The following is a 23,607-nucleotide window of genomic DNA, read 5'->3' on the forward strand; positions in this document are numbered from 1 at the left end:
CTTGCCCATAAAGGCAACGACCGTCCATGGGCCGCATCCTGCGTTGAAAAAGCTCTTTCCGATCGTTGCCTTTGTCGCCGTCGCGCTTATCAGCCTGACGATGGCGGGATTCGCCTATTTCGCCACCCAGGAAGCGGCGCGCATCAAGTTCGAAGGAACGGCCGACGACGCGCTCAACCGCATCGAAAGCCGGATTGACCTGCATTTGTCGCTGCTGCGCTCCACGCAGGCACTGTTCGATGCCAACAACGGTGAGATCACGCGCGGGGAATTCAAGGCGTTCTTCACCGCGCTCGATATCAACGACAATTTCGCCGGCCTGCGCGGCATCGGATTCCTGAGACTGGCCAAGACCGGCGATGAGGCGGCGGTCGAGCGCGATATCCTGCGCGATCACGGATCGGCGCATCCCGTCTATCCCGCCACGACCCAGCAATGGCGCACGCCGATCGTGCTGTTCGAACCGCTCGACACATCCAACCAGTCGATCATCGGCTACGACATGTTCACCGAGCCGGTCCGGCGGGCGGCGATCGAAAAGGCGATGGCCGACGACCGGCAGCATGCCAGCGGGCTCGTCCAGCTCGGCCAGGGCACGGGCGCCGCGCAGACCTTCACGGGTTTTCTGGTCTTCGTGCGGCTCAATGTGGAGACCGCTCCGGATGTCATCGATGCAAGCCGCTCCTCCACGGCCGGATTCCTCTATGCCGCCTTCCGGGCGCGCGAGCTGTTCCAGACATCTCTCAGCCGCGCGCCGCTGCTGCCGGTCAACATCGAGATCTATGACGGCAAGGCGGAGGCCGGCAAGCTGCTGTTCCGCTCCGAGACCCCTCCGGCGCACGCCTTGGGCGACAGGCTTCTGGCGCGCCGCGAGATCGTCGTGGCGGGCAGGCCTTGGACCGTGCTGTTCAGGCCGACGAGCGCCTTCTCGCTGCCTTCCTCCCGCGCGGTGCCGGTGATGCTCGGTCTGTTCGGACTGCTGCTTGCCGGCGCCATCGCCTTGGTGGCGCGCTACCAGGAACGCGCTTACGACGCCGTGTCGCTGCTGCATGAGACGACGGAAAAGAGCCTGCTCGAAAAGGATCTGATGCTGCAGGAGATGAAGCATCGCATCAAGAACTCGATCACGCGGGTTCTTGCGATCGCGCGCCAGACCGCATCGCAGGCCACGGATGTGAAGGAGTTCTCGTCATCCTTCTCGGCGCGCCTGCAAGCGATGGCGGCCTCGCAGGACATGCTGACGCGTTCGCGCTGGCAGAAGGCCGACCTCGGGGATCTGCTGCGCATCGAGCTCGGTCAGGTGTTCGGCAAGGAACTGCCGGACGGCATATTGTCGGGGCCCGAGGTGATGCTCGATGAGACCACGACACAGGCGCTCGGCCTGACCTTTCACGAACTGGCGACGAATGCGCTGAAATATGGCGAAGCCGGCAATGTGGTCGGCGCGCTCAAGGTCGACTGGTTCGTCGAGAGGCGTAGCCGGGAGCGGATCCTGGTGCTCAACTGGCGCGAAGCCGGCCAGAAAAAACTGGAGACACCGGCCAAGACCGGTTTCGGCACCAAGCTGATCGATCTCAACGTCACCCGCGAATTGCGCGGCACGATCAGGCGCGATTTCCAGGCCGACGGCCTGACGGTGGAAATCAGAATCCCCCTGACCGGCTGAAGAGCGCGGTTCTCACGCAGCCCGGGCGCAAACCGCTACGCAGTTTTCCCGCGCAAGCAAATCCAGAGACCGGCCCGCCGGTCTCTGGATGGATGCGTCTGTCTGAAGCGGAAGTTAGTTGCAGCGGGCCGTGTAGATCCGGCCGCGATTATCGCGATACTGGCAGTAGCCATTGCGCAGGTTGCGCACCAGAAGACCGGAGCCGGCACCGACGGCCGCGCCGATCAGCGCCCCCTTGGTGCCGCCGATAAGGCCGCCGGCCACAGCGCCGACACCGGCGCCCACGCCGACGTCACGCTCGGTCGAAGTGCAGCCGCTGACACCGACGACCGCAACCAAGGCAATAATCATTTTCCGCATAAAATGCTCCCTCATTTTGAACTAACTTTTGGCAATGCCAGCAGCCGTTTAGCACGAAAAAACGAGCTTTGCCTGCTCGATTTTACTGTTGGTGAAGATAGTCCTTTTCGGGGCGCGGGCCGTTCGCCGCAATGAGCGTGCCGGCGATCTGGAGCGAGGCCTCGAGGGTGCCGTCAGGGCGCACGTTCCAGGCGATCTGGTCGTAGTCGTCCTCCAGCGCCGGATCGACGGCAAGGCACTCACCGATGACATGCTGGGCCTTGCTCCGAAGGCCGTCCAGCGCGAAGGGGCGTTCGGCGGTGCATTCCTCGAAGGTCTCGAAGACGCTCACCGGCACCGACAGCTCCCGGCAATCGGTCATGCCGTTCGAACAGCCGATGACAAGCAGCAAGGCAGCGATGTGTTCCATGGCGGAAGAACCTCCGGCCGCAGAAACGACGCCGAGTTGGTAAAGGTTCCGCGTCCAGGGCTTGCCCATGCTGCCTCAGCCTGCCCTTTGAGCCTTGCGAAGCAGCCGGCGAACCCGATCAGGTCAACTGCCAGGCCGCCAGCAGCGCCACGGCGGCCAGCAGCACGACAGCGCCGAGGCGGAGCGGACGGAGAAAGGGCTGAGGCGGAGGCTGCGGCTCGACCTCCTGGACGCCGCCCATCGAGATGCGGGCGGCCTGCTCCAGGCTATTCATATCGGCAACGATCACGTTCACCATCTCCCCAATCGCGCTTCGGCACGGCCGGGATTGCCGGTGCATGGGCCGCAGCGATTGTCGGGAAGCCCAGCATCGGACTTTATGGTGAACAGCCGGTTAAAGTCGCCGCCCACCTCGGCGGTCATACTCGGGATTACGAGAACAATCAGTCCGTTTCGAAATTGCCGTGAGGGACGGTGAGACGGTACTCGAGATGACCCTCGCCGATGTCAAGCGTGGCGGTGCCGTTCAGCGAGGCTGGGACGACACGCTCGAGGGCCACGCTGCCGAAGCGCTTTTCGTTGTGAGGCTTGTCGAGTTCGATCATTTCGCTCCAGATCAAACACAACGCGGGAGCCTCGCCGGGAGCCGTGGCCAGCCTGGCGTTGACCGATACATAGCCGCCCGGCCGCGACAGTGCCCCATAGCTCACCGAGTTCACGGCAAGCTCGTGCATCGCCAGTCCGATGTGCAGAGCCGCGTTGGGGTTGAGGTAGGGATTTTCGCCTTCGAACCGCAGGCTGCGCTTGGGGTCCGCGCCATAGCGGCCGACCTGACCGGATATGAGCTCGCGGAGCGCGGCGCCGCGCCAGTTGGATGACGTCACCAGATCCTGCGAGGAGGCGAGCGACTGCAAGCGGCCGCGAAAACGGGTCAGAAAGTCACCAAGCGTTTCCGAGTAGCGTCCGGTCTGGCTGGCGATGCTTTGAATGATGGCCAGAAGGTTCTTCGAGCGGTGGCTGACTTCGCGCAGCAACGTCTTCAACGTCTGTTCGCGCCGTTTCTGCTCGGTGGTCTCGACCATCGTGGTAACGACGCCCTGGACCTCGCCGGCCTCGCTGCGGTCGGCGTCGATCCAGATATGGAACCAGCGTATGCCATCGCTTGCCGGGATGCTCAGCTCGAGCCGATCCGCATTGCCGGATTGAACCACCCTTCGCTTGGCGGCCTTGATTCGCTCGGCCTGAGCGGGAGGAATCTGATCGGTTCCGTCGGCGGTGTCCGCTGCCCAGGGCGCGCGCATGTTGCGAGCCCAGACCGTCTTCATCTCGCGATCCTGGTAGAGAACGGAGATGCCTGCATTGTGGAGGGCATGAAGGAGAGCTCGCCCGAGCTGCATGCCGCTTTCGGCGGGATGCATGGCAATGACTTCGCTTTCGCGCACATCATCTTGGCTTTTGTCTCCCGTGGAACGCATCGATCGTATGTCCACCCGACGGAGGCTGAACGGCTCTGTTCGAAAACGGGTTCTCAAAAAGGTCCGCCGGGCGGCTTCCCGTGGAGGACTCCGCCCGGCGGTGGCTGGAAACCGTTTGAGGGGTGCGGCTTCCAGTGTTCAGCCGCTATCCCGTCAAGCCCGTCTAAACAGGCCGGCGATGAGCGAAATGATCAAGAAAGCCAGGAAGATGAAGAACAGTATCTGCGCGATACCGGCCGAAGTGCCGGCTATGCCGCCGAACCCAAGCGCGCCGGCAATGATAGCAACCACAAGGAACACGAGCGCCCAGTACAGCATGATGCGTCTCCTTCTTATGTCGGGGGAAAAACGTGGCTCGGTGCCGTTTGTTCCACCATTCGCTGAAAAAGAGGACCCCCCACGACGCTCTTCCAGATCGAAAATGTCGAACGCGTCGAACCCGCGGCAGGCCGCGCCGCGCGCGTCAGAATCGCACTAACGAAAACGCCTGATCAGGCGGCCGCCTTGGCCTGCCGATCGAAGAAAAGCGCCTGACTGATCAAGGCCTTGACCATGTCGGGGTTGAACGGCTTGGTGACTAGGAATGCCGGCTCGGGTCGCTCGCCGGTCAGTAGGCGCTCGGGGAAAGCGGTGATAAAGATCACCGGTATCGGCGTCGAAGAAAGGATCTCGTTGACGGCCTCGATGCCGGAACTGCCGTCGGCGAGCTGGATGTCGGCCAGGACCATCTTGGGCCGCGTCTTGCCGAACATGGCGACCGCCTCGGCATGGGTGCGCGCCGTTCCGACGACGCGATGGCCGAGACTTTCGACCATCTCCTCTATGTCCATGGCAATCAGCGGCTCGTCCTCGATGATCAGCACGTCCGTCGCGACCTGGCGCGAAATCTCATTGCTGGCCTGGGCAAGCAGCTCGGAAAACTCCTGCTCGTCGGCGTCGAGAATTTCCGCGGCCTCGTCCTCGCTGAAGCCTTCCACGGCAACCAGCAGGAAGGCCTGCCTGGGCCGCGGCGCGATGGCATTCAGATTGGCGGCAGCCCGCTGCTCCCAGGCGGTCTGTGCATGCTCCTGCGGCACGCGAATGGCCACCGAGGTGAACAGCCGGGCAAAGACCTTGTAAAGAGCGATGCGGTCGCTCGACGCCTGCGGGAAAATCTCGACATCGGCGATGATGGCTTCAAGCATCGCGGCGACCAGCGCGTCACCACTTTCCTGCGATCCGGAGACGGCCCGCGAGAAGCGGCGCAGGAACGGCAGGTGAGGCGCGATGGTTGCGGAAAGGCTCATATTGGACGTCTCCCTCAGATGACGTATTGCACTTTTACAGGCCTGGCGGATTTGCAAGTCCCGGCCAACCCAACGTGGACTTTTAGAAAAAGTTCCGATGTTTGTGGAACTAATTTAGTCGGAACACGTTTCGGGGCTTCGGGATGGGCGACCAGACGAGGGTGCCGCTTGCCTTATGTCGTATCGATTTCAGAAGCGGTTTCGGGTGCTGGGAATTAGGGCGAAATGAAAGATATGACGAAACACATCACGGCTGGCGCCGCAAACAAGCGCCGGCTCGCCAATGGCGATCCGCTTGGGCCAAACTCCGAGATCGGGCGCAAGCTCAAGCAATATTATGACGAACTGGTCTCCGATCATGTGCCGGATCGATTCGCTCAGTTGCTCAGCCAGCTGGAAAAGGCCGAACCCGCCCAGAAAAAGGACTGAAGCATGGCGGCGGTCTCCCAGAGCTTCAAGACCGAGTTGCTCGGCGCGATCCCGAGCCTGCGCGCCTTTGCGGTGTCGCTGACGCAGAACGCCGACAAGGCCGACGACCTGGTGCAGGAAACACTGGTCAAGGCGTGGGACAAGCACGAGAGCTTTCAGCCAGGCACCAATCTCAAGGCATGGCTGTTCACGATCCTGCGCAACGAATTCTATTCGCAGATGCGCAAGCGCGGTCGCGAGGTGCAGGACAGCGACGGTATTATGACCGCCAGGCTTGCCGTGCACCCAGCCCAGCACGGCCAGCTTGACCTCAAGGATTTTCGCGGCGCGCTCGAGCAACTGCCGGAGGATCAGCGCGAAGCGATCATCCTGATCGGCGCGTCCGGCTTCTCTTACGAAGAGGCGGCCGAGATCTGCGGCTGTGCCGTCGGCACGATCAAGAGCCGCGTCAGCCGCGCCCGCGCCAGGCTGCAGGAGATCCTCAAGATTTCCGGCGAGGACGAATATGGGCCCGACGCCATCTCGGCGCAGGTGACAGGCTCGAACGCCGCCTGAGCCCGGTCGACATGGCTTGCGCCCAATGTCGGCTCAGGCGGCCTCGGCGCGCCCGCAGGCCGCCGCCAGGGCGGCGATCAGATCTTCGCCGGAATAGGGTTTGCTCACCAGCCGAATCTCTGGAAAGGCCGACTTGAGATCATCCGAGTCGGAATAGCCGGACGCAAAAACGAACGGAATGCCGGCCGTGTGCAGTCGGGCGGCGAAATCGAGCGTCGACGTGCCGCCCAGCATCAGGTCGACGACAGCCGCGTCGAACCGTGCGGGCAGCTCCTGCTCGTCGATTTCGGTCAAACCGCGCGCGATCGCGACCTCGGCGGCGCCGTGGTCGCGGCACAGCTGTTCGACATCCATGGCGATCAGGAATTCATCTTCCAGGACCAGAATGCGTAGTCCGGCTAGCAATGAGGGCACGTGGCGGCGGACTCCTAAATGCAAGGTCAGCAGTGATGCTCGGTATTTGGTCTCATGTCATTTAAAAAAGACATGGCTGAGGCGAGACATCAAGGAATACGGAACCTCGGCTTGGCTGGAGCGTTTCTATGCGCCCCACAGGGAGCGATCTCCCGCGGGGCGGGAATTTCGAAGAGGGGTCGAAATGTCCAGCCAAACCGCCCGCTTCCCTTCCAGCCGCCAATATCCCTGTGAGAAGTGTCCGCTTCGGCCGCTGCCGGCCTTTCGCGAGTTCGAAAAGCAGGAACTGGCATTCGTCAGCATCTTCAAAGGAGGGGAGCTTTCAGTCGACAAGGGCGCGACAGTGCTGGTCGAAGGCAGCCATAGCGCGCACCTCTACACGGTGCTTTCCGGCTGGGCCTTCCGCTACAAGCTGCTGCCGGACGGGCGGCGGCAGATCCTCAACTATTCGATGCCAGGCGACCTGATCGGGCTGCAAGGCAGCCTGATGGGCGAGATGCAACATTCCGTCGAGGCGCTGTCGCCGATGCTGATGTGCGTCTTCGAGCGCGAGCAATTGCACGAGCTCTACCGCAATCATCCCGGCCTTGCCTATGACATCACCTGGCTTGCATCGCGCGAGGAACGCATGCTTGACGAGAACCTGCTCAGCATCGGACGGCGCACGGCTCTCGAACGCGCCGCCTATCTTATCGCCTTCATCTCCAGCCGGGCGCGCGGCGCCGGCTTGAATGGCAAGACGCCGGTGCAGGTCCCGATCACGCAGCAGCACATCGCCGATACGCTCGGCCTGTCGCTGGTTCACACCAACAAGACGATCCGGAAACTGATCGACCGCAAGCTCATTCTGTGGCGTGATGGCGGTTGTGAGGTGGTCGATCATGAAGGGCTCAAAGGGCTCGCCCGCTGGGAAGGCTTGCGTGAACAGCGCCGGCCACTGATTTGAGCAAAGCACGAGCCGAGGGGGCGGGAACCTTGGCGCCGATCCGACGTTGAAACCGAAGCAAACGCAAGGAGTTAAGCGATGGCGACCGCCGCAGGCAGAACCTCATCAGATGCCCCCTCTAATGCCGATCTCGAAGCCGACATCCGGCAATTGCGGGCCGACATCGAAGAACTCACCAGGCAATTGGCAAAGACCGGCGAACATGGCTATGGCGCTGCACGACGTGCGGCGGCCGAAGGCGTCGAACAACTGCGCGCCCAAGGCGAAGCGGCGTTCGAAAGCGTGCGCGGCAGCGCCCAGGACCTTGAAGCGCAAATCGTGGCCAGCGTTCGCGAAAAGCCGGTGACCTCACTGGCGATAGCCGCTGGCGTCGGCTTCCTGTTCGCGCTGCTGTCCCGTCGCTAGTGCGCATGGGGACGCTGGTTTCGCTCATTACCGCCCTTGCCTCCGGCGAGGCTCTCGCGGCTCTCCAACGAGCGCGCACGACGGCAATGCTTTACGGGCTTGCCGGTGTCTTGGCTCTGTGCGGCCTCGGTTTCCTGATCGGCGCCGCTTATATCTGGTTCGCCGAGCGCTATGGCCCATTGGCGACTTCCTTCGGCTTCGGCGTGGGCTTCCTCGTCATAGCCGGGCTTATCCTGTTGTATCATCGCGTGACGGCAGGGATACGCGCGCGGCGGCGGGCGCGCCGGCGCAAGACCGACATGACGGCTGTCGGGGTGACGGCGGCGCTCGCGCTGCTCCCGGCGCTTGCCAAGAGCAAGGGCGGCCTCGGCGCCGTTCTTGCACCCGCGATAGCGCTCGTCGCCTATGCCATCTATCGCGAGAATGTGAAGCCAGGGCCAAAGGACCCAGCCGGATAGGGCGAAGAGCCGGAGATTGGGAACCTTCGGGGAAAGGGGTCGTTACCCGACCATGTCGCGCCAGGTGCGTTTCGCCGCCACGTCACATGGAGGCCAATGATGACGAAGACCGTTCCTGAGAACAAAGCCCGCCAGGCGCATTGGGGCTGGCACGCCCTGAGGATTCTCATCGCCGGACTGCTGCTGGTTTTCATCGCCTGGGGGGTGGCAGAGATTTATGGTGTCATGATCAAGCAGCCAGCCACCGAGCAGCAGCACGTTCCGCAGCCTCCGGGTACGGAACAGGCGCCCGCTCCGAGTGGCCAAAGCCAATAGTCGTATCTTCTGGTTAGGCGGCCTTGGCCTGAGTGCTGCTCCTGGGGACCAGCACATTGAGCGCGCCGGGATGGATTTCAATCACCGTCTCGCGTTCCAGCTTGACCAACTCTCCGTCCATCACCGCACGGAATTTCTTCGTCGACGAATGGATCTTGAGCACCGCCTTGTCGGCTTGGTGGATTTCGACATGTTCGCTGTCGCGCCACCGGCCTCGCAGCATGTCGAGGAAGAGTTTCGCCAGATCGCGGCGCCGCCGCGCGACGCTGACATAGATGCCGAGCACGCCGCCGGCCGGATTGTCGGCATAGGGAAGATGACCCTCGCCGAACAGATTGTTGCTGATGCCGATGCCGGTGGTTCGGGTGACGATCTCGGCGTTGCCGACGATCAGCGTGACCTTGAGGGCCGGCGGGTTCTTGATCGTCGCCCAGGCGGCGCGGACCGACGCCTGCATCTTTCCAAGGCGGGAGCCGAAATCCATTTTCTCGCGCAGTTGGACCATCCTGGCATGCATGCCGATCGAAAACTGATGCACGAAGGGCTGGCCGTTGGCGGTCGCCATGTCGACGGCCTTCACCTCGCCGTCGGCAAAGGATTTCAGGGCCGCATCCAGGGTCTGGGGAACACCGAGGCCGCGAGCAAAGAGGTTCATCGTGCCCGCCGGCAATATGGCCAGGGCCTTTTGCTTGTACATGAGAAGCGATGCCGCCGTCGAGATCGTGCCGTCGCCGCCTCCGGCAAGCACGACGTCTATGTCGGGGTTGGCGATGGCCTTTTCCAGCGCGGCAGCGACGTCGCGGCCCGCGACGATGTCCAGCTGAACCGAATGTCCGGCCGCTTCCAGCGTCTGGCGCAACTGATCCGACAGAGCAGAGAGATCGGTCGTGCGCAACGTGCCGCCGCTTTGGTTCAGCACTGCAGCAAACCGCATGCCCCGCTCCGTTTGTGTGGATCCATAGCCGAAAACGGCCTCTCAGCCGCAGGCTGAAAACGAGAGAGGCGGTTCGAAGGTTCCAGGAACGAGCCGAAACTCGCAGCCTCAGGTAGCGACGCTCTTTTTGGAACAACGCTCCGCTCACGACGTTGTGAAACTGTCAAACGATGCCGCGTCCGACCTGGTTTTCAGAGGCCGGTCAGGGTGCGGCGTGCACTAATCAGGCACGAGGAGAGACCATCATGATCCGCACTCTTTTTGCGACGACAGCGCTTGCGACGCTGCTTGCGACGGGCGCCTTTGCCCAGACGGCAACCACCGCGCCGGCTCAGCCCCCTGCCGCGGAGAACCCCGCGCCCGTTGTGCGCGCGGAGGGCGCACTGATGAGCAACATCATCGGCGAATCCGTCTATAACGGCACGGGTGACGACGCCCAGAACATCGGCAAGGTCGACGATGTCATCTTCGATGAAAGCGGCAAGGCCAAGTCGGCAATCATCGGAGTCGGCGGGTTTCTCGGCGTCGGCACGAAGGACGTGGCCTTCGACTACGGCAAGCTGGAATGGGCCGAGAAAAACGGCGACCGCTGGCTGGTGGCCAAGACAACCAAGGATGAGTTGAATGCTCAGCCGGCATTCGACCGCAAGGCCTATGATCCGGCCCCGCCGGCGCAGTCGACCGATGCGACACAGCCCGCAACCACCGAAACCGCCAAACCGGCTGAACCGGTGAAGAAAGCCGAAGGCAATCTCGCCACCAACATCATGGGTGAGTCGGTCTACAACGGCACCGCGGACGATGCCCAAAAGATCGGCGACGTGAACGACATCGTGCTGGCCAAGGACGGCAAGGCCGAATCGCTCGTCATCGGTGTCGGCGGCTTCCTCGGCATGGGCGAAAAGAACGTCACCTACGACTTTGCCAAGGCAAAGTGGGCCGAGAAGAACGGCGATCGCTGGCTGGTGGCCGAGACCACCAAGGAAGAGCTGCAGGCACAGGCGGATTTCAACCGCAAGGCCTATGATCCGGCCCCGGCGCCGGCCACCGCGGCTTCGAACAATGCTCCGGCAACGACCACCCCTGCCGTGACATCGGCCGAAACCACGACCGATAAGCAGGCCAAGCCTGCCCAGACGACGGCCGAGAACAAGCCTGCGGCTCCGGCCGCGACAACGGGTACGTCCGCCACCGACGAGACCCAGACGGCCTCGATCGACAAGTCGACCCTGACGGAGATGCCGATGGGCAATATCAGGGGCGAGGACCTGAAGGGAGCGACCGTCTACGGCGCCAATGACGCCAAGATCGGTACGATCGGCGACGTGGTGCTGACACCCGAGAACAAGCCGGACGCGGTGATCGTCGACGTCGGCGGGTTCCTCGGCATCGGCGCCAAGGAGGTCGCACTCGGTTTGGACAAGCTCAAGGTCATGACCGACAAGGACGGCAACAAGTACCTCTACACCAACTTCACCAAGGATCAGTTGCAGGCACAGACAGCCTACGACAAAGGCACCTATGCCCAGAAGCGCGACGAACAGCGCATGATCCTGAAGTAGGTGAATTAAGGCAGTAGGCAGTAGGGCAGTAGGCAAAGAAAATTCTGAACCTACTGCCCTATTGCTTTGGCCACGTGGCCGACAACGCCGGCCTCCGTCAATTCGGCAAGCGCCAGTGACTGGTCGAGGTGTTCGGCACGCCATGCCAGCAGCCGTTCGGCGAGTTCAAGCCTCACAGACAAATAGGCCGGGTCGCGGGCGACGTCGGCCAACTCGCCCGGATCCTTTGTCAGGTCGAAGAGAAGCGGCGGCAGGCCGCCACCGAAATGGACATATTTGAACTCCGCGGTGCGGATCACGCTGAGATTGCAGTGGCGTGGTCCGATGCCGAAATGACGCTCCGCTGCGCCGGCGGCGACCGAGCGGAAATCGAACTCCCAATGCGCGGCGTCGCGCCAGTCGGCAGGTTCGCTGCCGTCCAGCCAGGGCGCCAGGGACCGGCCGTCGAGGTGCGGCTCGGGTGCGGCGCCGGTCAGCTCGAGCAGGGTCGGAAAGACGTCGACGGCCTCGGTGAAGCGATCGACGGAGGTGCCAGCCGCCGCACTCCGGCGAGGATCGCGGACGATCAGCGGAATATGGTAGCTGCCGTCGAAGAAACCGCCCTTGCCCAGCATGTAATGGTCGCCCATCATCTCGGCGTGGTCGGAGGTGAGAACGATCACGGTGTCGTCCCAGGCGCCCGCCGCCCGGACCGCGTTCCAGATGCGGCCAAGCTGCGCGTCGAGTTCGGAAATCATGCCGTAATAGATGGCGCGTATGCGGCGGAAATTCTCGTCGCCCCAATCCCGGACATTGCCACCGACGCCGGGAACGAAATTCGTTCTTTTCTGCCGGCCAAGGTCGTAGGCGAGGTAGGGATGGCTCTGCGCCTCGGCCTGCCGGTCTGCGGCCCGCCAAAAAGCCGGACCTTCGGCCGGGTCATACAGGGTGTTGTAGGATTCCGGCACGATGAAGGGCGGATGCGGACTGATGAAGGAGATGTGCGCGAACCACGGCGCGCCCTGCTCCTGCTCGCCCAGCCAGCGGACGAATTCGCCGGCCAGGAAGGCGGTCGGCGTCTGATCTTTCGAATAGACGGGCGGGGCGCTGGTCACATCGGGTTCTGGATGACCGAGCGGCCGATGAATGCCTGGATAGCCGGCACTGCTGTCGATGCCCTGTGCCCGCAACCAGGAAAGCCACGGCTTCTGGTGTTCGGGCAGGAACTGCCGGACGGTGAAGCCAGGCAGCACGCCTTCGTAGGTCGTCAGCCGGGGATCGTCAGGCGCCAGCGCGCGCGGGTCCGGCGAGACGTCGGTGTAGCCGAAGAGGGTCGGGTCGTAGCCAAGCCGGCGGGCCGCAAGCGCAATGTTGTCGTGCCGCGCATCCAGCGGCGTGCCGTTGCGGCAGACGCGGTTGTTCATCTGGTAGAGACCGGTGTAGAGGCAGGCGCGCGCCGGCGAGCAGGGCGCAGCCCCGCCATAATGGCGTCGAAACAGCACGCCCTCGGCGGCGAGCGCGTCGGCGTTCGGCGTCTTCACCACCGGATGGCCGGCAACCGACAGGCAGTCGCCGCGCCACTGATCGCAGGTGATGAGGAGGACATTCGGGCGGCTGGTTCGGTTGGCCAAATCGATTCCCTCGGGAAGGTGTGCGGCTCATGGAGCCCAATTTCGCAGCCGTTGCAAGTTGCAGCCATTGGTGAATTGGTGAACATATGAAGTGCATTCGTTCACTATTGTGACACAGTGCATTCTGTGTTTGGCGGCTTTGCCACCGCCGGTGCCATCCTCATATTGGCGTGGACAGCGGCAAGGGCCGCAGCAAGGATAGGCAAGGAACACGATCATGCTCAATCAGATCAAGGGCCTGCACCACGTCACCTCCATGGCGAGCGACGCGCGCCGCAACAATGATTTTTTCACCAGGAAGCTTGGCCTGCGGCGGGTGAAGAAGACCGTCAACTTCGATGCGCCCGATGTCTACCACCTCTACTATGCCGACGAATTCGGCACGCCTGGCTCGGTGATGACCTATTTCCCGTTTCCCGACATCGGCAAGGGCCGGCACGGCGTCGGCGAGGTCGGCACCACCGTCTTTTCCGTGCCGGAAGGCACGCTCGGCTATTGGGAAAAGCGCTTTGCCGACGAAGGCGTGGGCGGTGTCTCCCGCGGCGAAAGCTTCGGCGAGCAGCGCCTCACCTTCACCGGTCCCGACGGCGACAGTTTTGCGTTGCTCGAGGACAAGGCCGACAGCCGCGCGCCCTGGGTCAAAGGCGGGGTTCCCGGCGACGAAGCGATCCGCGGCTTCCACTCGGTTGCGCTCAGGCTGAAGGACGGCGGCGCCACCGAGGAGCTGCTGAAGTTCATGGGCTATGAGGAAGTCGACAAGTCGGGCAATGTCCGGCGGCTTGCGATCCAGAACGGCAACGGCGCCGACGTCGTCGACATCGAATCGCTGCCGGGCGCCGGTTTTGCCAATCTCGGCGCCGGCTCGGTGCACCACGTCGCGTTCGCGGTCGAGGATCGCGCCAGGCAGCTCGAGGTGCGCAAGGCGCTGATCGACACGGGCTATGGCGTGACCCCGGTCATCGATCGCGACTATTTCTGGGCGATCTATTTCCGCACGCCCGGCGGGGTGCTGTTCGAGGTGTCCACCAACGAGCCGGGCTTCGACCGCGACGAGGATACCGCCCATCTCGGCGAGGCGCTGAAGCTGCCGCGGCAGCATCAGCATCTCAGGTCCTATCTGGAACAGCACCTGCAGAAGCTGGAAGACTGAAGCCATGAGCAAGGACGCCTACATCCACAAAACGCTGCCCGGGTCGCCGGGCGGCCCGCTGTTGTTCGTCTTCCACGGAACAGGAGGCGACGAGAACCAACTGCTGTCGCTCGGGCGCGAGCTGCTGGCTTCCGCGACCATTGTCTCGCCGCGCGGCGATGTGCCGGAGCATGGGGCTGCCCGCTTCTTCCGCCGCACCGGCGAGGGCGTCTACGACATGGACGATCTCGCAAGGGCGACGGCCAAGATGGGGGGCTTCGTCAGCGCGCATGTCGAGGCGACAAAGCCCACGGCGGTGTTGGGCCTGGGCTACTCCAACGGGGCCAATATCCTGGCATCGGTGGTGTTCGCCGCGCCAGGCCTGTTCGACGCGGCGGCGCTCATGCACCCGCTGATCCCGTTCGAGCCGGAAGTGAAAGGCAGCCTCGCCGGGCGCCGCATGCTGATCACGGCCGGCCGCCGCGATCCGATCTGTCCTCCCAACCTGACGTCGCGGCTGGAAGCCTATTTGCGCGCTGACGGCGCCGACGTCGCGATTGAGTGGCACGACGGCGGGCACGAGGTGCGGCCGAACGAAATCGAGGCGGCACGGCGGCTGTTTGCGCTGGCGCCGGCCGAAGGAGGCAAGGACAATGGCTGAGCAACTGCCGGAGATCGAACTCGAAGACCGCGGCTCCAAGGGGCGCTACGTGCTGCGCGGGCCGGGCCGGGCGGAGGCCGAGATGACCTTCACCAAGATCGGCGAGCATCAGCTCATCATCGACCACACCGAAGTGCCTGATGTCTTTCGCGGCCAGGGCGCCGGGCTTCGGCTCGTCACCCGCGCCGTCGAGGATGCACGCGCCGCCGGCAAGAAGATCATCCCGCTCTGCCCCTTCGCGAACGCCCAGTTCCGCCGCCATCCGGAATGGGCCGACGTGCTGAAGCAGTAGGGGCGGCATTCCCCTTCTCCCACAAGGGGGAGGAGGGGAACCGCCAGCCAGCCACAATTCCGAACACGCCTCTGGCATTTGCGCAGTCCGGCCATCTTGCCTAAGTAGACAGATCACCTGCGGCTTTCCCGCCTCCGACCTGCTACCTCAAAAGCGAATGGCCTGATGACTGAACCCGATCTCATTCCCGTTTTCGACGGGCACAACGACACGCTGCTCCGGCTGTATCAGTCGCAGGATACGGACGTCGAAAAGCTGTTCACCGACGGCACGGCGGGCGGTCATATCGATCTGCCGCGCGCCAGGAAGGGCGGCTTCGCAGGCGGCATGTTCGCGATCTTTCCGCCGCCGATCGAAAAGACCAAGCGCAGCGCCGTGCCGCCGGCGCCAAGCGACAACGAGCCGCTGCCGCCGGAACTGCCGCATGCCGAGGCGGTCACCTCCACCATCGGCATGGCCTCGATTCTGTTCCGCCTCGAGCGCGCGGGAGCCCTGACCGTGTGCCGCAAGGCCGACGATATCCGCGAGGCGATGGCGAGGGACTCGATCGCAGCGGTGTTCCACATCGAAGGCGTCGAGGCGATCGATCCCGAGCTTGCCATGCTCGACGTGCTCCATGCCGCGGGCCTGCGCTCGCTGGGCATCGTCTGGAGCCGGCCGAACGCGTTCGGCAATGGCGTGCCGTTCCGCTTCCCGTCCTCACCTGACACGGGGCCCGGCCTCACCGACGCCGGCAAGGCGCTGGTCAAGGCCTGCAACCAGCTCAGGATCATGATCGACCTTTCGCACCTCAACGAGAAGGGCTTTCGCGATGTCGCGGCGCTCAGCGAGGCGCCGCTGGTCGCGACCCACTCCAACGTGCATGCGATCTGCGGCCATTCGCGCAACCTGACCGACTGGCAGCTCGGCGCCATTCGCGAGTCGGGCGGCATGGTGGGGCTCAATTTCGCCACCGGCTTCCTTCGCGAGGACGGCCGCATGAATGCCGACACCGGGCTCGACATCATGGTCCGCCATATCGAATCGCTGCTGCAGGCGCTGGGTGAGGACGGTGTCGGCTTGGGCTCGGATTTCGACGGAGCGATGATCCCGGCCGCCATCGGCGACGTCGCCGGCCTGCCGAAGCTCATCGATGCGCTGGCCGGGCGCGGCTTCGGCCGGGCGCTGATCGAAAAGATCGCCTACCGCAATTGGCTCAGCGTGCTCGAGCGAACGATCGGCTAAGGTAATCGGCGCGCTTGGAAGCGATCGAATAGCCGGCAGATCGAGGCGGGCGAGTGAGCAGCAAAATCGAACGAACCGATGTTGCCATCGTCGGGGCCGGGTTCACCGGCCTGTCCGGCGCGCTGGAACTCAAGCGCGCCGGCATCGACTTGATAGTCCTGGAAGCCCGCGATCGTGTCGGCGGTCGTGTGGAAGCCGTGCAGGACGGGCTGGGCGAACGGATCGACACGGGCGGTCAGTTCCTTTGCCAGGACATGCCGGAACTGATGGCTTTGGCGAAAGCGCGCGGCAAGACCTTCGTCGAGACTTATGTCGAAGGCGATTTCGTCACTCATCCGTCGATGTCGATCCGACAGGCGGAGCGAACCTATCGCGAAGCCGTGGCGATGCGCGAGCGGATGAACGGGATCGAGCCGGACGACGCGGCGATCGCCGGCCTGACGGTCGCCGGCTGGCTGGAGCGCCAGAAGGGCACCGCCGATGCCAAATCAGCCTTCCGTTCGATGATCGAAGGGTTGTGGTGTCTTGCGATCGACAAGCTGCCGCTCTGGCATCTGATCGACAATGATCGCCGCATCACCAACGATGTGCCGGAGCTGCAATATTCCCTGCGAGAAACCATGCAGTCGCTCGCCGACGATCTGGCAGATGATCTCGCCGACCGGCTGCGGCTCAACCGGTCAGTCACGCGCGTCGAGCATGGCGGTGACAATGTCCGCCTTCATACGACAAGCGGCGTCCTCGAAGCGCGCCAGGTCCTTGTCGCCCTGCCGCCGGCGACGGCCGCGAAGCTCGATTTCGCGCCGGCCTTGCCCGCCAAGCTGGCTGCGGCTTTGAGCGTGTGGGAAAGCGGCGCAGTGATCAAGATCCGGGTGCGCTATGCCAGGCCGTTCTGGCGCGAGCGGCATTTGAGCGGCATGGCGATGTGGCGCGACCTGCCGGGCCTGTTTGTCTGCGATGCGAGCAGAGATGCCGAGCACGCCGCGCTCACCGTCTTCGTTGGCGGGCCGCTGGCGCTGCGCTGGCGCGCGCTTGGCAAAGCGGCGCTGCGCGCGCAAGTGACGGTCAGGCTCACCGACGCGCTCGGCCCGGATGCAGCCGACATGCTCGATTTCAACCAGCGCGATTGGACAGGTGACCGCTGGAGCGGCGGCGGCTACGGCGATCTCATCGTCGACGTGACGGCGACGGATGCAGAGCGCACGATGCTCGCCGGCGCACCGCCAGTGTATTTCGCCGCTTCGGAACTATCGCCGTCCTATCCGGGCTATGTCGAAGGCGCCATTGTCGCGGGGCGTATCGCCGCCCAGAAGATCGCGGGCGAGCTTCAATCGGCGAGGGTGACGAGAACCTCGTAACCGAGGCGGATCGACAAATCGATCCGAATGCCGGCTGCGCCCGAACTATCGGAGCGACCACCGAAACCGCCTTCCGGCGCGGCATCTCCAGGATCGTGGTCGCAGGCCCGAAATCAAGCTGCTGTGTGAGTTCGCTTACAGTGCGCGAGGCCAGGCTCGTGCATGAGCGTCGCCAAACCGGAAGCGGCGAGTGCCGGCCGGTCCGATCAGGGATCCGACGTCACGACGAAGATGCTGTTTCATTCCTGTTACACAGGCAATTGCAGTTAGCATTCGCTCGTTACCTGACGCGACTACATTCGTTTCATAAGCAAAAGAAAGATAACGAAGGGAACATCCGATGTTTGCGAAAGTCCAGACCGCCGACATGAAGCGTCGCGCCCATGGCCCGGAGCTCAATGACCGCCGGCCGAAGCTTTCCCTGCGCCAGCGCGCCAGCGACCATCCGATGGCGATGTTCATGCTGCTTGGCGCCACCGCCTTCAGCAGCATGCTGCTCGCGCCGGCCGCCGGTCCAGCTTTCGCCTCGATCAATCCGCCGGCCAATGTCGTCGAGGGTGCCTCGACCACGCTCAAGACCGCGCGCCTGCCGCAGCCGGCGATCGAGTTTGCGTGCAAAGGCCAGAACTGGGGCGCCGAAAGCGCCGAATGCCTGCGCGCCATCGCCGAACAGTCGGGCCAGCACCGGGCGCGTGCGGTGCGCATGATCGCCAACGCCGCGCCGCTCACAAATACGCCGAATATTTTCTGAGTTCTGCTGGGCTGATCCGAAACTGGTTTTGCGTCTTCGGATCACGCCCAACCTCCCCAGAGCGCGCCTCCAGCGCTCCAGTCAGGCTCCCACCGCATGTCGGTCGGGAGCCTCTTTTTTTGGCGCCAACGCGAACGATGCGGCAGCGACGGGGGACAGCCGCCATCCCGATGGCGCAGGATCAGAGATGCGCTGCGCCGTCGGCCACCGCGTCCTCCGCCACTATCGACAGGACGCCGCGTACGTCGAGCGTCGAGAACGGCTTCTCCAGGATCTGAGGTCGCTGCTGCGGCGGCAGTGCTTCGATCTCTGCCTTGGCGCCGATCAGGTCGCCGGTGACCAGCACGAACCGCCGCGCCAGCATCGGGCGTTCGACAAGCAGTTCGCGATAGATCGAAATTCCGCTGGTGCCCGGCATGCGCAGGTCGGAAAAGACGATGTCAGGCGGCATGTGCCCGTCGAGCGCTTGCGCGGCCGAACTCCAGTTCGCCACGACCCGCGACTTGACGCCCATCAGTTCGAGTATGTCGGAAAGCGAGCCGGCGACGTCGGGCTCGTCGTCGATGATCAGCGCATGGCGCAACCCGCTCGAGCGCGCCGGACCTTCGCCGGCCTTGGCGACATCGCCGACCAGCGCCGGCAATTGGACCACGAAACGCGCGCCGTGCGGCACCACCTCCTCGAACCAGATGTTGCCCTTGTGCCTTTCGACGATCGATTTGGAGATCGACAGGCCGATGCCGGTGCCGACGCCGACCGGCTTGGTGGTGAAGTAGGATTCGAAAATGCGCGAGCGAATCGCCTCCGGTATGCCCGGCCCGTTGTCTTCGACGGAGAAGCCCGGGTTGCCGCGGTCGCTGCGGAAAGTCCGCACCTTGATATGCCGTTCCCCTGCCGCCCCGGCGAGCGCGTGCTGGCTGTTGACCAGGAAGTTGGCGGCGACCTGCGTCACGTGGTCGGCATCGGCCATCGCCAGCAGCGGACCGCTGGCAAAGTCGGTATCGATGATGATGCCGCTTGAGCGCGCACCATAGGCGGTGACTTCGAGCGCGGCGCGCATCACCTGGTTGAGATCCGTTTCCGTCTGCTCGGTCGGATGCAGGCGCACCATCGACAGGAAGCTCTTGACGATGCGGCCGCAGCGCTCGGCCGCGGCACGCACCTTCTCGGCACGCACCTTGGTCTGCGGATCGCCAGCGAATTCGTGCAGCAGCGTCGACTGCGCCACCACCACGGCCAGCGGGTTGTTGAGCTCGTGCGAGACACCGGCAAGCAGCGAGCCCATGGCCGCCATCTTCTCGTTCTGGTGCAGCTTTTCGCGCTGGCGGTTGATTTCCTCCTCGGCCCTCAGCTTGTCGCGCAGGTCGCGGATCGAACCGAAGATCAGCCGGCGGTCGGCAACGCGCATCTCGGTCGCCGTCAGTTCGATCGGAAAGACCTCGCCGGCGGCGTTCTGGGTCACGGTCTCCAAGCGCTGGCCGACCATCGGCGCGCCGCGGCCGGACATATATTCGGCGCCCGATACGTAGCCTTTGCGGTAGTATATCGGAACGATGGTGTCGAGCAGGTCCTTGCCGAGGATATCGCTGCGCGGGAAGCCGAACATCTTCTCGGCTGCCGGGTTGAACTCGATGATAGAGCCCGCCTCGTCGATGACGATGATGGCGTCGAGGGAGGCCTGCAGCATAGTGCGGCGAATGACCTCGCTGGCATGCGCTTCCGATGGCGAGTGCTCGATCGCATCGCCGATGGCGAGCGCGATGATGTGCAGCGTCGCCTCTTCCTCTTCGGTCCATTCGCGCTCGGCAACGCAGTCGTTGACGGCCAGCGTGCCCCAGAGATGCCCATGCGCGAAGACCGACACGGACAGGAACGACTTGATGTTCTGCTTTTCGAAGTCGGTCCGCAGGAAACCGTCGAGATTGCGGGTGTGGCCGGCGAAGACCTTGCCTTGGCGCTCGTCCTCCTGCAGCCGTTCGAGCAGTGGATCGGAATTGATGATCGACTGCATGATCACGGTCGGCAATGCCAGCTCGCCGCCGAATGCGGGGTCGATCCAGTAGGCTGAAACCGACTGCGCAAAGCCCTGGCCGGGCAGTTCGCGCAGGCGAAACAGAATGCCGCGCTGGCAATCCATGGCGCGGCACAGCGTCTCCAGTATGCCGTCCATCTCGCGCTGCCAATCGCCGGCCTCGCGCAGCCGGCGAACGACGTGGACGGCCGCCATCGCGGCGCCCTGGCGCGAGCCTGGCATGTCTGTGCGGGCTGCCTCAGCAGTCATGTTCGGCCGTCATTCGGGGGCTCGGATGTCTGGTCGTTCAGTTGCTGTCGCCTGTCGGCAGCGAGAAAATATAGCCTTCGCCGCGAACCGTGCGCAGAAATTTCGGATTGGCCGGGTCGGCCTCGATCTTCTTCCTCAGCCGCATGATGCGGATGTCGACCGCGCGGGATGATTCGGGATCCTCGACAAAGCCGATCGCTTCGGAAATCGCCGCCCGCGTCAGCAGGCGGTTGGCGCGGGTCAGGAAGACTTCGAGCACGTCGAATTCGCTCTTGGCCATGTCGATCACCGCGCCGTTGGCGCCAGTGACGAGGCGGCCATCGAAATCGGCCTGGAAGCTGCCGAAGTTCATGAAGCGGCGGGCAGCGCCGTTGTCGGCCTTCGTCGGCTGCGGCTCGGCCAGCTGCGGAACGCGACGCAGGACGCTGCGTACCCGTGCCAGCACCTCGCGCAGCTCATAGGGCTTGACGATGTAGTCGTCGGCGCCGAGCTCCAGCCCGACGATGCGGTCGAGCGCGGTGCCGGCCGCGGTGGCGTAGATGATGCCGATCTGCGTTTTCGACCGCAGCCAGCGGCCGAGCGAAAGGCCATCCTCGCCGGGCATGGCGATGTCGAGAATGGCAAGATGGAAGGATTGCATGTCGAGCAGGGCGCGCGCCGCCGCCGCGTTCTCGGCGGTTGCCACGTCGTAGCCGCTGGCGCCAAGATACTCGGCGACCGCCTCCCGCAGGTCCGGCTCGTCCTCGACGACGATGATGCGTGCCTTCACTATGATCTCACTCCCGCTTTCAGTGGAAAGTAGATTGGGTATAAACATGATGTCCAGCACTCATCTCTAGATGTCTGTGGCGGGGTGGAAAAAATGGCCGCACGATCCGTTGTCGCGCTTGTGTCCGTTGCCGATGTGGTGGCGGGCGATCTCGCCGACCATCTGGAACGGCGCGGCCATGACGTGCGCCAGGCGCGTCAGCCTTGGGAGGCGGAGTCGCTGCTTTCGGCCGGCGGTATCGACGTCGCGGTGGTCGGCGACAGCGTGACCCAGGCGGAAGGCCGCGAGCTGCTCAAACGTTATGGCGGCGAGGGCGGCCCGGACTTCATCCTGATCTGCCGGCCAGCCGACCTGGTCGACAAGGTGCTGGCGCTCGAGCTCGGTGCCGCCGACGTCGTCGAGAGCCCGCTCAACGTGCGTGAGCTGGCGGCGCGTATCGGCGGCCTGCTGATGCGGCGCGGCAGGAATGCCGGAGAGCTGATCGTGCTGGAGAACGCCACGGTCGACCTCAGGTCGGCCATGGTCATGCATCGCTCGGGTGCCGAGGATCAGCTCTCGCCGGGGCAGGTGGCGCTGCTGCGGCTTTTCCTGGCCAGTCCGCGCAAGGTGCTGACGCGTGACGACATCATCGCCGCGGCGCCCGCCGAGAATGCCGATGCCTTCGACCGCTCGATCGATTCCCGCATCGTGCGGCTGCGCCGCAAGCTCGACACCGACACCATCACCACCATCCGCGGTGCCGGCTATCGGTTCGACCCGCCGACGCAACGCACCGACTGAGACGCAATCGGTTTTTCCCAGGTTTGTCTGCTTCAAGATCGGAGTTCCCAAAAGCCGGTTGTCACATTTGGGCCCGATGTGGGTGTTGGCGCGTCATCGGATGCTGCAAACCGAATTTCGATGGTGGGTCCGATACCCCGGCTCAACGCACCACGAGCACCGAGGGTCCCGATGGCATCTCCGCGCTGGCGGAAAGCTCGGCATGGGCGCGATCCTTCAGGAGCACGGTGGCGAGCGCGGCAAAACCAAGCAGCCCCTGGGCGTAGAGCAGGGCGGAAAGCACGGAAGCGGCGAATTTCGTCTTCATATCAGTATCCCCAGACTTCGATTTCCGTTGTGCTTCAGGAAACTCCCGAAGCGCCCGCGCCGCTGACGGAGCCCCCCGCTGCGGCGCGGGCCTTCGGTCCTCTCGGCAGCAAGTAGCCGGAGGGGCCGCGCATCCTCATCAGCCGAAGGCCGACCCGCCAGAGGGCCTTCAGCCGGTGGATGCGCAGGCTGGAAACAATCCAGACCGTGGCGATGAACAGAGCGGTGTGCAGCGTCGAAACCTCGCCAGAATTCATGGCCCCAAGCGTCGTGACCGGGTTGCCGGCCACCGAGCCGGCGCCGCCGATAATGACCGCCGCGACACTGAGCCCGAGGAGCCAGGAGCGTAGGTTCGTTTTCCTGCCCATTTTCGTTTGCCGTCGTCTGTTCCCGTTGCGTCAAACTGTCCCGCCGGCCTGTATCCGGATCATGCCGCCAGGGCCGCGGTTTGTTGCAAATTGGTTTCGGGGCCGGCGAAACTGCTTTTATTTCAGCGCCATGCGCGCTTTCGTTTGGCCGTCTGGCCGTGTTTTCAAGCACTCAAGCTGCGTTCTCGGCCGCTGCTCGCCAGCTCGTCGCTGTTAATCATGGGAAACAGATTCGAAACAAAACCGATCATCAAACGAAATAGGCTTGAAACAAGCGGCCACGATAAAGCGATCCATCGAATTACAGCCGGTCGGACCGGCGAGAAAAAGAGAGAGGGATCGTCATGCATACCGCCATTTCAGCCAAGCTCATCAATGTGACCGCCGCCGCCCTCACCGGTGCGGCCCTTTTCCTCGGCGCCGGCAGCAACGCCCACGCCAATCAGATCGTTGCGCGGGTTTCGCTGTCGCAGCAGGTCATGCAAGTCATGGTCGACGGCCGGCCGACCTTCACCTGGAAGGTGTCGACGGGCGACAGGGCGCATGTCACGCCGACGGGATCGTTCAAGCCGACCCGCCTGCACGAGATGTGGTATTCGAAGAAGTACGACAACGCACCGATGCCGCACTCGGTGTTCTTCAGCGGCGGCTACGCAGTGCATGCGACCTATGCCGTCAAGCATCTCGGCCGGCCGGCCTCGCATGGCTGCGTGCGTCTGCATCCGGATGCCGCCGCCGACTTCTACCAGCTGGTCGAGGCCTTCGGCCCCGCCAACACCAGCATCGTCATCGTCAAGTAGCAGGCTGTGAACGGGCCGGCGGAACCGCCGTGTCCTGTTCAAGACTCCCGCTGGAAACATCCTG

General features: G+C 63.8%; 29 protein-coding genes. 16 read left to right on the plus strand and 13 right to left on the minus strand.

Annotated elements, in window-relative coordinates:
- Positions 1–43 precede the first annotated feature (43 nt).
- A complete protein-coding gene (locus tag EJ074_RS20695; protein WP_095804935.1) occupies positions 44–1,666 on the plus strand; it encodes a CHASE domain-containing protein in 1,623 nt (540 codons plus the stop codon).
- A gap of 114 nt (positions 1,667–1,780) precedes the next feature.
- On the opposite strand, the gene EJ074_RS20700 is transcribed toward EJ074_RS20695, so the two are convergent.
- The 6 genes from EJ074_RS20700 to EJ074_RS20720 all read right to left on the minus strand — a co-directional run bounded on the left by EJ074_RS20700 (position 1,781) and on the right by EJ074_RS20720 (position 5,196).
- On the minus strand, positions 1,781–2,026 hold the full coding sequence (locus EJ074_RS20700) for a YMGG-like glycine zipper-containing protein (RefSeq protein WP_095804587.1): 246 nt from the start codon (positions 2,024–2,026) through the stop codon (positions 1,781–1,783).
- Between the two features lie 82 nt (positions 2,027–2,108).
- Positions 2,109–2,435, minus strand: a complete 327-nt coding sequence (locus tag EJ074_RS20705) for a hypothetical protein (RefSeq protein ID WP_095804934.1) — start codon at positions 2,433–2,435, stop codon at positions 2,109–2,111.
- A gap of 118 nt (positions 2,436–2,553) precedes the next feature.
- Positions 2,554–2,733 carry a hypothetical protein gene (locus EJ074_RS29810; protein WP_095804586.1) on the minus strand — a complete coding sequence of 60 codons (180 nt, stop codon included), beginning with the start codon at positions 2,731–2,733 and terminating at the stop codon, positions 2,554–2,556.
- Between the two features lie 145 nt (positions 2,734–2,878).
- Positions 2,879–3,910, minus strand: coding sequence for a sensor histidine kinase (locus EJ074_RS20710; RefSeq protein WP_165349984.1), 1,032 nt, complete (start codon positions 3,908–3,910; stop codon positions 2,879–2,881).
- Positions 3,911–4,063: 153 nt separating this feature from the next.
- The gene (locus tag EJ074_RS20715; protein ID WP_095804584.1) at positions 4,064–4,228 is read right to left on the minus strand and encodes a DUF1328 domain-containing protein; all 165 of its coding nucleotides are present in this window, start codon (positions 4,226–4,228) and stop codon (positions 4,064–4,066) included.
- Positions 4,229–4,401: 173 nt separating this feature from the next.
- Positions 4,402–5,196 (minus strand): response regulator, encoded by a 795-nt coding sequence (locus EJ074_RS20720; RefSeq protein WP_095804583.1) that lies wholly within the window; start codon positions 5,194–5,196, stop codon positions 4,402–4,404.
- A 225-nt stretch (positions 5,197–5,421) separates the two neighbouring features.
- On the opposite strand from EJ074_RS20720, the gene EJ074_RS20725 reads away from it, so the two are divergent.
- A complete protein-coding gene (locus EJ074_RS20725; RefSeq protein WP_095804582.1) occupies positions 5,422–5,625 on the plus strand; it encodes a NepR family anti-sigma factor in 204 nt (67 codons plus the stop codon).
- A gap of 3 nt (positions 5,626–5,628) precedes the next feature.
- A complete protein-coding gene (locus EJ074_RS20730; RefSeq protein WP_095804581.1) occupies positions 5,629–6,180 on the plus strand; it encodes an RNA polymerase sigma factor in 552 nt (183 codons plus the stop codon).
- A 33-nt stretch (positions 6,181–6,213) separates the two neighbouring features.
- Here the strand turns inward: EJ074_RS20730 and EJ074_RS20735 are convergent, their stop codons facing one another.
- The gene (locus EJ074_RS20735; protein ID WP_165349985.1) at positions 6,214–6,534 is read right to left on the minus strand and encodes a response regulator; all 321 of its coding nucleotides are present in this window, start codon (positions 6,532–6,534) and stop codon (positions 6,214–6,216) included.
- 244 nt (positions 6,535–6,778) lie between these two features.
- Here EJ074_RS20735 and EJ074_RS20740 point away from each other — a divergent pair, with 244 nt between their 5' ends.
- The 4 genes from EJ074_RS20740 (at position 6,779) to EJ074_RS20755 (ending at position 8,718) form a co-directional block, all read left to right on the plus strand.
- A complete protein-coding gene (locus tag EJ074_RS20740) occupies positions 6,779–7,540 on the plus strand; it encodes a Crp/Fnr family transcriptional regulator (RefSeq protein WP_129553709.1) in 762 nt (253 codons plus the stop codon).
- 78 nt (positions 7,541–7,618) lie between these two features.
- On the plus strand, positions 7,619–7,945 hold the full coding sequence (locus EJ074_RS20745) for a DUF883 family protein (RefSeq protein ID WP_095804578.1): 327 nt from the start codon (positions 7,619–7,621) through the stop codon (positions 7,943–7,945).
- Positions 7,946–7,950: 5 nt separating this feature from the next.
- Positions 7,951–8,403, plus strand: a complete 453-nt coding sequence (locus EJ074_RS20750; protein ID WP_095804577.1) for a phage holin family protein — start codon at positions 7,951–7,953, stop codon at positions 8,401–8,403.
- A 96-nt stretch (positions 8,404–8,499) separates the two neighbouring features.
- Positions 8,500–8,718, plus strand: a complete 219-nt coding sequence (locus EJ074_RS20755) for a hypothetical protein (protein ID WP_348626968.1) — start codon at positions 8,500–8,502, stop codon at positions 8,716–8,718.
- A 13-nt stretch (positions 8,719–8,731) separates the two neighbouring features.
- On the opposite strand, the gene EJ074_RS20760 is transcribed toward EJ074_RS20755, so the two are convergent.
- Positions 8,732–9,652, minus strand: coding sequence for a diacylglycerol kinase family protein (locus EJ074_RS20760; protein WP_095804576.1), 921 nt, complete (start codon positions 9,650–9,652; stop codon positions 8,732–8,734).
- 245 nt (positions 9,653–9,897) lie between these two features.
- Here EJ074_RS20760 and EJ074_RS20765 point away from each other — a divergent pair, with 245 nt between their 5' ends.
- Entirely contained in the window at positions 9,898–11,214 is a 1,317-nt protein-coding gene (locus EJ074_RS20765) for a PRC-barrel domain-containing protein (protein ID WP_095804575.1), read from the plus strand.
- Between the two features lie 50 nt (positions 11,215–11,264).
- Here the strand turns inward: EJ074_RS20765 and EJ074_RS20770 are convergent, their stop codons facing one another.
- Complete coding sequence (locus EJ074_RS20770; RefSeq protein WP_095804574.1) at positions 11,265–12,824, minus strand: alkaline phosphatase family protein; 1,560 nt, start codon at positions 12,822–12,824, stop codon at positions 11,265–11,267.
- A gap of 217 nt (positions 12,825–13,041) precedes the next feature.
- On the opposite strand from EJ074_RS20770, the gene EJ074_RS20775 reads away from it, so the two are divergent.
- From EJ074_RS20775 to EJ074_RS20800, 6 genes are all read left to right on the plus strand, one after another.
- A complete protein-coding gene (locus EJ074_RS20775; RefSeq protein WP_095804573.1) occupies positions 13,042–13,974 on the plus strand; it encodes a VOC family protein in 933 nt (310 codons plus the stop codon).
- Positions 13,975–13,978: 4 nt separating this feature from the next.
- Positions 13,979–14,614 carry an alpha/beta hydrolase gene (locus EJ074_RS20780; protein ID WP_095804572.1) on the plus strand — a complete coding sequence of 212 codons (636 nt, stop codon included), beginning with the start codon at positions 13,979–13,981 and terminating at the stop codon, positions 14,612–14,614.
- Positions 14,607–14,906: a GNAT family N-acetyltransferase gene (locus tag EJ074_RS20785; RefSeq protein ID WP_095804571.1), complete on the plus strand. Its 300-nt coding sequence runs from the start codon at positions 14,607–14,609 to the stop codon at positions 14,904–14,906. The genes EJ074_RS20780 and EJ074_RS20785 overlap by 8 nt, the downstream gene beginning before the upstream one ends.
- A gap of 165 nt (positions 14,907–15,071) precedes the next feature.
- Positions 15,072–16,130 (plus strand): dipeptidase, encoded by a 1,059-nt coding sequence (locus tag EJ074_RS20790; protein WP_095804570.1) that lies wholly within the window; start codon positions 15,072–15,074, stop codon positions 16,128–16,130.
- A gap of 53 nt (positions 16,131–16,183) precedes the next feature.
- On the plus strand, positions 16,184–17,488 hold the full coding sequence (locus EJ074_RS20795) for a flavin monoamine oxidase family protein (RefSeq protein WP_095804569.1): 1,305 nt from the start codon (positions 16,184–16,186) through the stop codon (positions 17,486–17,488).
- 340 nt (positions 17,489–17,828) lie between these two features.
- Entirely contained in the window at positions 17,829–18,239 is a 411-nt protein-coding gene (locus tag EJ074_RS20800; protein WP_095804568.1) for a hypothetical protein, read from the plus strand.
- Positions 18,240–18,420: 181 nt separating this feature from the next.
- On the opposite strand, the gene EJ074_RS20805 is transcribed toward EJ074_RS20800, so the two are convergent.
- Both EJ074_RS20805 and EJ074_RS20810 read right to left on the minus strand, forming a co-directional pair.
- Positions 18,421–20,520 (minus strand): sensor histidine kinase, encoded by a 2,100-nt coding sequence (locus EJ074_RS20805; protein ID WP_165349986.1) that lies wholly within the window; start codon positions 20,518–20,520, stop codon positions 18,421–18,423.
- Between the two features lie 37 nt (positions 20,521–20,557).
- The gene (locus EJ074_RS20810) at positions 20,558–21,289 is read right to left on the minus strand and encodes a response regulator transcription factor (protein ID WP_165349987.1); all 732 of its coding nucleotides are present in this window, start codon (positions 21,287–21,289) and stop codon (positions 20,558–20,560) included.
- 93 nt (positions 21,290–21,382) lie between these two features.
- On the opposite strand from EJ074_RS20810, the gene EJ074_RS20815 reads away from it, so the two are divergent.
- Complete coding sequence (locus tag EJ074_RS20815) at positions 21,383–22,069, plus strand: response regulator transcription factor (protein ID WP_095804566.1); 687 nt, start codon at positions 21,383–21,385, stop codon at positions 22,067–22,069.
- 142 nt (positions 22,070–22,211) lie between these two features.
- Here EJ074_RS20815 and EJ074_RS20820 read toward each other — a convergent pair whose 3' ends face one another.
- Together EJ074_RS20820 and EJ074_RS20825 are read right to left on the minus strand one after the other, a co-directional pair.
- The gene (locus EJ074_RS20820) at positions 22,212–22,376 is read right to left on the minus strand and encodes a hypothetical protein (RefSeq protein ID WP_095804565.1); all 165 of its coding nucleotides are present in this window, start codon (positions 22,374–22,376) and stop codon (positions 22,212–22,214) included.
- 34 nt (positions 22,377–22,410) lie between these two features.
- Entirely contained in the window at positions 22,411–22,743 is a 333-nt protein-coding gene (locus EJ074_RS20825) for a hypothetical protein (protein WP_095804564.1), read from the minus strand.
- A gap of 344 nt (positions 22,744–23,087) precedes the next feature.
- Here EJ074_RS20825 and EJ074_RS20830 point away from each other — a divergent pair, with 344 nt between their 5' ends.
- Positions 23,088–23,543 (plus strand): L,D-transpeptidase, encoded by a 456-nt coding sequence (locus tag EJ074_RS20830; protein ID WP_095804563.1) that lies wholly within the window; start codon positions 23,088–23,090, stop codon positions 23,541–23,543.
- Positions 23,544–23,607 lie beyond the last annotated feature (64 nt).

The sequence above is a fragment of the Mesorhizobium sp. M3A.F.Ca.ET.080.04.2.1 genome (assembly GCF_003952525.1).
Classification (GTDB): Bacteria; Pseudomonadota; Alphaproteobacteria; order Rhizobiales; family Rhizobiaceae; genus Mesorhizobium.